Origin of the sequence: Mesorhizobium sp. M7A.F.Ca.CA.004.12.1.1 (genome assembly GCF_003997835.1) — a bacterium.
Lineage (GTDB): Bacteria > Pseudomonadota > Alphaproteobacteria > Rhizobiales > Rhizobiaceae > Mesorhizobium.
In genome coordinates, this window is record NZ_RZRK01000096.1 from 1 (window position 1) to 11,436 (window position 11,436).

General features: G+C 64.0%; 9 protein-coding genes. 2 read left to right on the plus strand and 7 right to left on the minus strand.

Annotated features, from left to right (window positions below):
* The 6 genes from EN984_RS07570 to EN984_RS07595 form a co-directional block, all read right to left on the minus strand.
* A partial coding sequence (locus EN984_RS07570; protein WP_245480041.1) for an ABC transporter ATP-binding protein occupies window positions 1–537 on the minus strand: 537 nt, incomplete at its 3' end.
* 13 nt (window positions 538–550) lie between these two features.
* Complete coding sequence (locus EN984_RS07575; RefSeq protein ID WP_127269566.1) at window positions 551–1,705, minus strand: ABC transporter substrate-binding protein; 1,155 nt, start codon at window positions 1,703–1,705, stop codon at window positions 551–553.
* Between the two features lie 42 nt (window positions 1,706–1,747).
* Window positions 1,748–2,473, minus strand: coding sequence for an ABC transporter ATP-binding protein (locus EN984_RS07580; protein ID WP_127269567.1), 726 nt, complete (start codon window positions 2,471–2,473; stop codon window positions 1,748–1,750).
* Window positions 2,474–2,631: 158 nt separating this feature from the next.
* Window positions 2,632–3,216: an XRE family transcriptional regulator gene (locus EN984_RS07585; RefSeq protein WP_127269568.1), complete on the minus strand. Its 585-nt coding sequence runs from the start codon at window positions 3,214–3,216 to the stop codon at window positions 2,632–2,634.
* A 71-nt stretch (window positions 3,217–3,287) separates the two neighbouring features.
* Entirely contained in the window at window positions 3,288–4,091 is an 804-nt protein-coding gene (locus tag EN984_RS07590) for an N-formylglutamate amidohydrolase (protein WP_164748798.1), read from the minus strand.
* Window positions 4,092–4,107: 16 nt separating this feature from the next.
* Window positions 4,108–5,517 carry an aldehyde dehydrogenase family protein gene (locus tag EN984_RS07595; RefSeq protein ID WP_127272457.1) on the minus strand — a complete coding sequence of 470 codons (1,410 nt, stop codon included), beginning with the start codon at window positions 5,515–5,517 and terminating at the stop codon, window positions 4,108–4,110.
* 155 nt (window positions 5,518–5,672) lie between these two features.
* On the opposite strand from EN984_RS07595, the gene EN984_RS07600 reads away from it, so the two are divergent.
* On the plus strand, window positions 5,673–6,431 hold the full coding sequence (locus EN984_RS07600) for an SDR family oxidoreductase (protein ID WP_127270039.1): 759 nt from the start codon (window positions 5,673–5,675) through the stop codon (window positions 6,429–6,431).
* Between the two features lie 229 nt (window positions 6,432–6,660).
* Window positions 6,661–7,035: a hypothetical protein gene (locus EN984_RS07605; protein ID WP_127270038.1), complete on the plus strand. Its 375-nt coding sequence runs from the start codon at window positions 6,661–6,663 to the stop codon at window positions 7,033–7,035.
* A gap of 81 nt (window positions 7,036–7,116) precedes the next feature.
* Here EN984_RS07605 and EN984_RS37605 read toward each other — a convergent pair.
* On the minus strand, window positions 7,117–11,436 hold a 4,320-nt coding region (locus EN984_RS37605), incomplete at its 5' end, for an MBG domain-containing protein (protein WP_281057264.1).

An 11,436-nucleotide genomic window follows, 5' to 3' on the forward strand; every position in this document is an offset into this window, starting at 1 on the left:
CTTCGGCGCCAGTCCCAGCGACGGCTCGTCGAGCAGCAAAAGCTTCGGCCGCGACATCAGCGATCTGGCGATGGCCAACATCTGCTGCTCGCCACCCGATAGCGTGCCGGCCGCCTGCCCGTAGCGTTCGGAAAGCACCGGAAACAAGGCCAGGAAGCGCTCGATGTCCTGGCGCACGCCCTTGGGATCGCGCCGTATCGCCGCGCCAAGCCGAAGGTTCTCGCCGACCGTCAGATTGGCGAAGATGTGCCGGCCTTCGGGGGTGGAGGTCAGGCCGGCGCGAATGCGGTCCTCGGTGCGGACACGCGAAATGTCCTGGCCGTCGAGAACGACGCGGCCGGAAACCGGCGTGACCAGGCCGGTCAGCGCGTTGATGGTCGAGCTCTTGCCGGCGCCGTTGGGGCCGAGCAGGGCGACGAGTTCGCCCCGCCCGACCTTCAAGCTGAGGTCGCGCACCGCGCTCACCGCGCCGTAGCGGACGACCAGATTGTCGACGCTCAGCACGACGAGGTCTGCACCGAAGTCTCGATCCGTCATCGCTCGCTGCCCGTCAGTTCAGCGCCGGAACGAAGGTCGGCGGCGTGTCGGTGATCAGCACCCGCTTGCCGTTCGCAAACCCCATCACCGGCACGGCCTTGACCGGATAACCCTTCTTCTCGGCGAAGGATATGACCGGCGCCGTGGTGCCGGGATAGCCGCCCGGCGCGCGGATCGCCTCGCGCAAGGCGGCGGGCTCGACCGTGCCGGACTTCTTCGCCGCCTCGTAGCTGATCTGCACCATGTCGGCGCCAAGCGCGTCGAAGATGCCGTTGATCTTGTAGCCGTCGGCCTTGCACTGGGCCAGGAACTTGTCGATCGGGCTGTCGACGCCGGTCGCGCCATGGGTGGCGAACATCACCTTCTCCAGCGATGCCGGATCACCCACGGTGCCTTCCAGCGACTTGTCGTCGAAGGCATCGCAGCCGGCCACCCAACCGTCATAGCCATTGGCGCGCAGCTGGCGGATGAAAATGCCGACATCGGGCAGCACGCCGCAGATGTGGATGGCGTCCGGCTTCTGCGGCAACGCCTTGATGCTAGCGATCTGCGGCGACCAGTCTGATGTGCCCCAGGAATAGTTGAGCTTGGAGACGACCTTGCCGCCGAGATGCTCGAACACCTCGCCGAACCATTCCGGCAGCTTTTCGGAATAAGAGCCTGCATCGGGCGAGACCATCAGCGCCACGGTACGCGCGCCCTTGCCGTAGAGCGCATTGGCGGTCGCTGCCGCATTGATCGGATCCGGCACCGCGCCGGCAATGAAATTGTCGAGGCCGGCCTGCTGCATCTCAAGCTGCGTGTTCGGCGCCGAGAATACAGTGGCACCATAGGGCGCGGCGATCTGCGCTGTCGGGATCAGCGCATCCGGGAACGGCACGCCGGTGATGACCTGGGCGCCGGCATCGAGGAATTTCTGGCCGAGCGACACCGAAAGCTGCGGATCGGAGCGGTTGTCCTCGATCATCAGCTCGACCTTGGGATCGCCGGCGCCTGCGGCCTTGTTCAATTTGTCGGCCATGCAGCGCGCCCCTTCGGCCTCGCTGTAGGGTGCGTAGGTGCCGGTCATTGCCACCGCGAGCCCGATCTTCAGATCGGCGGCACCGGCATGCGTCACCTGCAAAAGCCCCGCCGCCACGACCGCGGCCCCCAAAATCATCTTCTCCATTTGACCCCTCCTTCTCCCTTGTTGTTGGCGCTTAGGGCGCCGTCACGATGTCTCGGACTGCCCGACATAAACCTCGATGACGCGCGGATCGCGCCACACCGCTTCGGTTTGCCCGGACGCGATCACCTGGCCCTGATCCATGACGCAGAGCCGGTCGCAAAGCCGGTTGATGAATCGCAAATCGTGATCGATGACGATGGTCGCGCAGCCGACATCCCTGCGAATGCCCTCGATCGCTACCGCCAATGTCTCGGACTCGCCTTCGTTGAGGCCGGCCGCCGGCTCGTCGAGCAGCAGCAACGATGGGCCCAACGCCAGCGCGCGGGCGATTTCGAGCCGACGCTGGCTGCCATAGGACAGCGTGCCGGCCGGAACGTCGGCGAAGCCATCCAGCTGATATTGCGCAAGCAGTTGATCGACGCCGATGCGTGCCGCCGCTTCCGGCCGAACCGCCTGGCAGGTGATATGGGCGACCTCGACATTCTGCCGGACGGTCAAATCCTTGAACAGCCGGATGGTCTGGAACGTACGCGCGACGCCGGCCCGCGCGCAATGCTCAGGACCGTGGCCGGTGATCTCCTTGCCCGCCAGCCTCACACTGCCGGTGTCCGGCTTGAGCACGCCGGAGATGGCGTTGACCAGAGTGGATTTGCCGGCGCCATTGGGGCCGATCAGGCCGAGGATTTCGCCGGCCTCGCAGGCCAGCGAGGCACTGCGCAACGCCTGCACGCCGCCAAAGGTCTTGCTGACTGCCTCAACCGACAGCATCGGTTCCATCTCCCATCCGGCCGATGGCTATTTCTCCTGTCGGCCGGTGAACAGGATGCTAGACCCCGGACTTTTCCATAACAAGTATTTTTTTCCATTTTAGAAAATATTCTTGAGAGGCCCCAAACTTTCGGGCCCGGATTCCAGTCAGGCCGGGATCAGACCCCGGCGCCGGCCGGCAGCCCGTCGCGCGGCACTGTGTTCGACATCAGCATGATCACCTGCTCTTCGCCCAGCGCGATATAGGCGTGCTGCATTTCGCCATCGAACAGGATGCTGTCGCCCGGCTGCAGCACGGTTGGATCATAATGGATCGTGTGCAGTTCCAGGCTGCCGCTCAGCACGTGGATGAACTCCTCGCCCGAATGGCTGCGCCAGCCACCGTTCTCCTCAAAACTCTTCGCGCGCAGCGTGACACGCCAGAAAATGTTGGTCTTGTCGCGAAAATCGCTGCACAGGACCTCGAATTCCATTGCGTTGCCCTGGTGCAGGATGCCGCTGCCGGCGCGCGTGATCGAGCGCCGCGCCTGCATGCCCGGCTTCGGGCTGAACAGGAAGGAGGCCACCGGCACATGCAGCACGCCGGCGATCATCAGTGCGACGTCGACCGTCAGCCGGGCTTTGCCGTTCTCCAGTTTCGACAATTGCGAAACCGAAAGGCCGGAGCGTTCGCTGAGATCGCGCAGCGTGATGTTCCGCTCCTTGCGCGCATCGCGGATCTTGCTACCCACATTGCCCTGCATCACCCGCGCCCTTGGCTGTCGTGTTTCCAATTCGACAAGCTCTAGCGGCGCGCCTCGGGGGCGTCCAGCCTTTAGACGGCTACGGCTGGTTTCGGCCATAACGACATCGCAACGGTGGCAAATACGGTTTCTAGCGTGCGGCTGACGAGCTCGAATGTTTCCGGATCGGAAAGCAGGTCGTTGCGGACTTCGAGATAAAGGCAAGGCCTGCCCTGCTCCAACCCGTGCCGGTTCAGCGTGTAGCCAACTGCCTGACGCCAGTCATACGGCTCGTTGTCGCCGATCCTCAACCCGGCCTCGGCGCCCCGCGCGCCAAGCGTTTTCAACACCGAGGTGACGAAGGGGGACTGCTCCCGCCACAGGACGCCGATGTCGACATTGCGCCTGACGCCGCCCATCACCGGGGTGAAGGAATGCACCGAGATCAGCGCCTGCCGGCCAGCCGCGGCGTCGATAACAGCCTGTTCGACCGGCGCCCAGGCGATCATCTTGCGCAGCCTGACATCGACTGCATCGGGCGCGAGATTGCCAGGCACCGGAATGCCGCCGAGATCCGGGCGCATGAAGTCCCATTCGCCGGCAGGCCGGTTGTAGTCGAGGAACAGCCGCGAATAATGCGCGACCACGGCCGGCGCCCGCAATGTCTGCGACAGCCGGCGCGTCAAGGCATCGATGCCGATGTCGACGGCGAAATGCGTGCCGAGATAGGGTGCTGCGAGGCCAAGGTCATGCCATGGCGCGGGCACCAGATTGCCCGCATGTTCGGCGATCAGCAGATAGGGGCTCGCCGCCTCGATCCGCAGCCGCTCGACACTGGCGGCGGCCAGCGCGGCGACTGCTCTCTCATCAAGCTCTGCAAGGCTCGCGGCGCTCACCGGGCCGTCCTCCGGATCAGCCGATGACGGAGCGGACATGATAGGCCTTGGCCGCTGTCGCCTCCGCCAGGCCGGCGCGGCCATTGGTGCGGCCGAGGCCGGAATTCTTGATGCCGCCCCAGGGTAGATGCAGGTCGGCGTGGTCGCAGCGATTGAGATAGACGGTACCGGCCTCGACCTCGTCGAGCAGCGCCACGCCGCGCTCGATATCTGTGGTCCAGATCGAGGCGCTGAGGCCGAAATCGCTGTCGTTCATCAGGCCGATCGCCTCGTCATCGCTGCCGACGGACTGGATGCAGGCCACCGGCCCGAACAGTTCGTCGCGCATGATCCGCATGCTGTGATCGACACCCACCAGCACTTCCGGCGCGACATAGGCGGCGCCAAGACCAGAGGCCTTGAGCGTTCCGTCTCGCGGCATCAGGCGCCGGGCTCCTGCCCGGACCGCCTGTTCGGCGAGATCGCGGATCGTGTCGGCGGCACTCGCCCGCACCACCGGGCCGACCATCGGCTTTTCGCCGATGGGATGGCCGATGGTCCATTTCGCCGTTTCGGCAACCAGCGCTTCGACGAAGCGGTCATGGATCGCCTGGTCGACATAGATGCGCTCGACCGAACAGCAGGACTGGCCGGCATTGGAATAGGTGCCCTCGGCGATCTGCGGGATCGTGGCTTCGAGATCGGCATCGGCGCGGATATAGGTCGGATCCTTGCCGCCGAGTTCGAGATGCACCTGTGTGAAGGTGCCGGCGGCGGCGGCATGGACGCTCCGGCCGCCATTGACCGAACCGATGAAATTCACCGCGTTGAAGGCGCCGGACGCAATCAGCTTCTCGGCATCGGCATGGTCGAGATGCAAGCTCTGGAAGACGCCCTCGGGGCCGCCGGCGGCACGGAAGGCCTCTTCCGCCAGTTCGGCAATCAGCGGCGTCTGCGGCGAATGCTTGAAGATCACCACATTGCCGGCCGCGAGCGGCGACGTCACGAGATAGCCGAGCATGGCGGTGGGATAGTTCCAGGCGCAGATCGACAGATGCAGGCCGCCCGCCACCGGCTTGGCATAGCGGCGGATGTTGTCATCCGAAGGATACGGCACATTGGCCAGGGTTTCCGGTGCGATGTCGGCAAGCAATTGTCCGACCAGCGCCAGGCGAGGCGTCTCGTCGGCCTGCCATAGCGGCCGGCCGATCTGCCAGGCCACCATCTCGGCCAGCGGCGTTGCCCGCGCCTTCATCTCCTCACCAAAGCGCAGCAGGATCGCCAGTCTGTCGGCCAGCGGCGTCCGCCGCCAGGACGGCAGGGCGGCACGCGCGCGGGTGAGCGCTGCCTCGATGGTGGAACCGTCGGCATAAGAGCGCGTCGTATAGGTCGAGCCGTCGACGGGAGAAATCACGGAAAAGGTCCGCGCGCCGGAATGCAGGTTCATGCTGTTGAAATCCATCCGAGCTGAGAGGTCATTTGGGGTACGATATCGCTATTTTCCATTTTGGCAAATTTTTTCTAATACCGCTTGATGGAATTTTGGTCCGCCCCTATTGTCCCTTCGATCTGCATTTTGGCAGGAACAGACGAGGGGTTCAGATGATCGCTTACGATTTCACCGGCAGGCATGCGGTCGTGGCCGGCGCAGGCGGCGGCATGGGCGAGGCGATCACGCTGGCGCTGCTCGATGCCGGTGCCTCTGTCACTGCCATCGACGTCAAGCAGCGTCCTGCGTCCCTCGCCGCCTATGACGACAGGCTCGCCTTCGCGCAGGGCGATCTCACCGACGCCGCCTTTGTCGAACAGACGATCGGCACGGCGGGCCGCGAGCGCGGTGGCATCGACTATCTCGCCAATGTCGCCGGCGTGCTGTGGTTCGGCCGCGACAAATCGGCCCTCGAGATGGATCTCGACGTCTGGGACGAGGTGTTCAACATCAATTTGAAATCCTTCGTACACACGGCGCGCTCGGTCGTACCCCACATGCGCGCGGGCGGACGCGGCGGCGCCATGGTGCATTTCTCGACCATCCAGTGGTATCGCGGCGACGCCAACCCGCAGGACGCCTACCAGGCATCCAAGGCCGGCGTCTGCGCGCTGTCCAAATCGCTGGCCATGCAGTTGGCCGGCGAACGCATCCGCTCCAACGCCATCTGTCCCGGCATGGCGCTGACCCCGCTGCAGGCGCGCTGGGACACCGAGGAGAAGCGTTCGGCCGTGGCGAGTTACGCGCCGCTCGGCCGCATCGGCACGCCGCAGGACATGGCCAACGCGGCCCTGTTCCTGCTCTCCGACGCGGCGAGCTACATCACCGGCATCGAACTTGCCGTCGATGGCGGCCTGCTGATGCGCATGTAGCCAGCACGCCCGCTGCCGGGCTGTGGCAGCACGACATGCCGGGTCTCTCCGCGATCACAATCTGTCAACTTTCCGTTCCTTGCCAGCCCAGGGATTGGAACGCCTCTATATGGATATTGCGGGCCACGAACCGCCGGCGATGACAGGATCACCGCGACGCGACGGAGGAGATTGCCCGTGTCCGGAAAGCGATATCCACACCGCTTTCCCGTTGAAGGGAGGCGCGACCATGCGCAATGTCACACCAAGGATCATAGCAATCGCATCGCTACTGGCGGCCGTGCCGCTATCGAGTGCTTACGCGGTACACCGCCACAGGGTCGAACCGCAGCGCATGTCTGTCGAGGCTAGAGCCGTCCTGGACCAGTTGCAGGGCGTCAAGCAAGGGATCGTCGAGGCAAGGGAGGCCAAGGCGATCACCCCTGAGCAGGAGCACGATCTGATGATGAGGGCCGACAGCATCCATCGCTCGGCCACTGACGGCGGCGCATACCAAGGTTTGCTCAGCCAGATTGAGAACTTGGATCAGCGACTGCAAGACGATTCAGGCGGCGGCTTCTACATCGGCGACGGCGCCGATGGCGGCTACTATCCAAACGGCTGACGCAGACTGACAATGATCGCACGGCGCCTCCGGCGATTGTCGGGGCTCCGGCTTTTCCGATACGAGATGGGGGGCAAACGCCTACTGAACCGACGCGACAGTGCAGACGGACGCGATGTCTCCGATGCCCTGGCAGAGGGCGGGACCGTTCAGGCGCGGATCCTCGACCAGCGTCTGCGTCCCGCCATCGGAGGGCTGGCCGGCAAAGAAGATAGGGGGCGGCTGACCGCCGCCATGCATGTCGGCATTGTGGACGACGACGCTGGCGGCTTCGGTTGGCGGCACCGCGTTGGCAGGCTGCACCACCAGGTCCGCGCCGACATAGGTCAACTCGTAATTGGCCGAGATGGTCAGGCTGCCTTGCTCGATGGCGTAAATGCCGGGCATGCTTGCAGTGGTGGCTTCGGTCGAAAGGCCGCCCGCGAACATGTCGCCGTTGACCAGCCCCAAGCCGCCGACCGTGTAGGTGAGTGGCGGATTGGCCGTCCCTTGTGGCCGGCTCTGCGCATCCGCAACCACGGTGATGGCCCGCTTGCCGATGCTGAAGTCCGCGCCGACATAGCTGATGTCATAGTTTGAGTTCGCGGCGTTGGTGATGCCGCCTTGCCCCATTGCATAGCCGCCGACAGTCTCACCAGCGGCGCGATCGAGAGCACCGGTCAACGCCGCGCCACTACCGAGATCGGAGACGGTATAGCCTAGGGATGACGGGTCGGCATCGCCATAGGATTTGCCCTGGCCGGCATTCGCCGTCACCGTTACTGCACGCTTGCCAATACTGAAACCGGCACCGACATAGCTGATGGCATAATTGCTATTCTCAGCGTTGGTCAGCGTGCCCTGGCCGATCGCATAATTGCCGACAGTCTCGCCGGCCGCGCGGTCGAGAGCACCGACCAGCAGCGCTCCGCTACCAAGATCCGAAACGCTGTAGCCGAATGACGAGGGATTGCTGTCGCCGTAGATCTTGCCTTGACCGGCATTGGCCGTGACGGTGATCGCCCGCTTGCCGATGCTGAAGTTCGCGCCGACATAGTTGATGTCGTAATTGCCGTTGGCGGCATCAGTGAGCGTGCCGCGGCCAATCGCATGGCTGCCGGCATTCTCACCGGCAGCACGATCCAGTGCGCCGACAAGTGCCGTTCCAGTGCCCAGATCCGAGACAGTGTAGCCGTAGGACAGCGGATCGCTGTCACCATAGGTCTTGCTCAAGCCGCTATCCGCCGTGACCGTGACGGCGCGTTTGCCGATGCTGAACCCGGCGCCAACATAGCTGATGTCGTAATTCGCATTGGCGGCATCGGTGAGGCTGCCGCGGCCGATCGCATAGGTTCCGACGCCCTCGCCGGCTGACCGACCGAGAGCGCCGACAAGGGCGACGCCGGTGCCGAGATCGGTAACGGCGTAGCCATAGGACAATGGATCGGCATTGCCGTAGGTCTTGCCCAGGCCCGCATTGGCAGTAACGGTCACCGCCCGTTTGTCGATGGTGAAGTTGGCGCCGACATAAGTGATGGCGTAATTGGCGTTCGACACGCCGAGATTGCCTTGGCCGATGGCATAGGTGCCGGCATTCTCGCCGGTCACGCGATCGAGTGCGCCAAGCAGCGATGCGCCGCTGCCGAGATTTGAAACGGTATAGCCATAGGACGATGGATCGCCATCGCCATACGTCTTGCCCTGGGCGGCGCTGGCGGTGACTGTCACCGCCCTTTTGCCGATGGTGAAATCGGCTCCGACATAGGTGATGTCATAGTTTGAATTGTTGCCGTTGGTCAGCGTGCCCTGGCCGATGGCGTACATGTCGGCATTCTCGCCGACATCACGGCCGAGTGTGCCGACCAACGCCACGCCGGTGCCCAGGCTCGAAACGCTGTAGGCGTAGGATGACGGATCGACATCGCCATAGGTCTTGCCCTGCCCTGATGTCGCTATCACCGTCACCGCACGCTTGGCGATGGAGAGCAGGCCGGCGCTGTTGAAGGCAAGGGCGTAGCCGTTCGAGGCAGCGACGTTGCCGGTGCTGATGCTGATCGCATAGGGCCCGCTGCCGACTTGTTCGTTGCCTGACAGCGTGGCGGTGGAGAGCGACGGCGCGCCGCCAAATGTATTGGCGGCAGCGTCGCCGAGATAGGCATTGGTGACGCCCGCCTGATAGCCCGACACCGTATAGGTCAGTGCCGGCATGGCGGTATCGCCATAAGTCTTGGCCGCATTTTCGGACTTCAAGGTCAGCGTCGGCTGATAGTTAAAGACGTAGCGGTTGCCGGTCGCGCTCACCGTGGCGCCGGCCGTCGTGTTCCAGACCGCCGTGTTGCCGCTGTCGAGATTGCCGAATGTGTTTCCGGTTGGGTTTGCCGCATAGATCAGCCAGCGGCCACTGGTTGCGGTGACAGCGTCGCTGCCGCGGTTGTTGACGAACCTGCCCATGGCTGACAGCACCGGATCGATTCCGCTGACCTTGGCGCCGACCGCCATCGTCAGGTCGCCCGTCGTCTGAAGCTTGACCTGGCCGGTCGTGGTGGCACCAGCCGTGACCACGCCGCGCGCATTGATGACGCCGCCGACGACAAAGCCACCCAGGTCGAACAGACTGACGGATCCCGCATTGGCCGCGATCGTGCCGATCTGGTTGCCGCCATTGTTCAAGTTGAAGTCGCCGGCGCCGCCGAGCAGCAGCGATGCCGCCGCCAGCCCGTGCGTCTGCGTGACCGTGCCGTTCGACGACAGCGCTAGCGTGCCGGCGCCGATCGACACCGCCCGGTCGATCGCGAAGGTGGTGGCCGCCGTTTCGATCTGCCAGTTGGCGAAGGACAGGCTGCCGACATAGGTCGATCCGACAGTCGCTGCAGCGGCGTCCTGCAGCGCCGAAAGAGACGTGATCGAACTGTCCGCCTCGTCGAGACGCCAGTTGCCATAGACGTTCAGGTTGGAGACATTCCCGCCCGCAAGCCCGGTGCGAAATGTCACGCCGTTCTGAGCCCCGGAACTGTCGTCCGGATGCGAATCGCGAACGGTGTAGGCCAGCACGCTGTCCGATATCCAGCCGGTCGGCACGGCGATGTAGTAGTAACCGTTGACGCCCGTGGTCACCGTGCCGATGTCGACACCGTTCGAGACGCCGGTGACCCAACCGGGATTTTTTGCATAGTAGGGCTGTCGCGTGGCCGACGAGAGCGGTGTGATGCCGCCATCCTTGTAGGCGATGCCGGAGATCGCCTGGATGCCGTTTGGATAGAAACTGTTCAGATACGGGTAGAGACCGCCGGTTCCGCCGACGAAAGCGGAGCTCAAGCTGGTGGCGCCGCCGCCCTGCAGCTGTGCCGTGGTCAGGCCGGTGCTGGTGACGCCTGCAGCGCCTTGGCCGGCAACGCCCGTCGTCGTTCCTGACGTGGTGGTGTCGAAATAGACATTGGTGACCGTGCCCCAGGAAAAGCCGACGCTGCCGCCAACGCCGGTAGCGCCCAGAAGTCCAAGCACGGCGCCTGTGGAATAGCCGTCGCTGATGGCGCCGACATTGAACCCGACCAGGCCGCCGATGTTGTCGCCACCGACAACCGAACCACTGGCATGGACCTGGCTGATCGTGCTGCTGTTGAAACCGGCAATGCCTCCGATCTGGCTGCCATCGTGTCCTCGCACCGCGTTCGTCGAAAACGAACCGGTGATCGTGCCCTCATTGCGTCCGACGAGACCGCCGACGGCAGCGACACCTTCGAGATAGCCGCTTGCCCAAACCCCCGATATCGTACCCTTGCTAAAGCCGGCAATTGCGCCGGTGTTGTACGAACCACTGATATAGGCGTCGACCAGTCCGACATTGCGCACCACGCCGGTGCTGCCGACATAGCCGAACAGCCCGACATAGTTGGCCGGAATCTGCCGCACCCAGATCTGGTTGATGATATGGCCGAGACCGTCGAAGGTGCCGGTAAAGCCGTTGCCGCCATTCTGGATGTTGGTGTTGCCGTCGGTGCCCAGCGCGGTGAAACCGAGCAGGTTGTTCCAATAGTAGGTGGAACTGGCCTCGATGTTGTTGGCCAGCGCATACCGTTCGGTCAGGCCGCTGTTGATCGCCTGCAGGCCGTTGACATCGTAGATCAGCGTGTAGCTCTGGCCGTCGATCGACAGCGCCTGCGCTCCCGGCGTGCCGGTGAAGGTCGCCGATGCACCCAAGGCATAGGAAATCGTGCCCCCGGTGCCGCCATTGTTGGTGACCAGCGTCAACCCGCCGACGCCGCCGATCGTGGCGTTCGCATTGAAGACGATGGAATGAAAGGCGCTGAGCGTCAGCGTGTTGGTGTTCCAGCTGATCGGCGCGGCAATGGTGATGTCGCCGGCCTGCGAACCGCCGCTGCCGGTCGAGATGGTGACGTTGGCGGTTGCGAGAAGGTTCTGCAG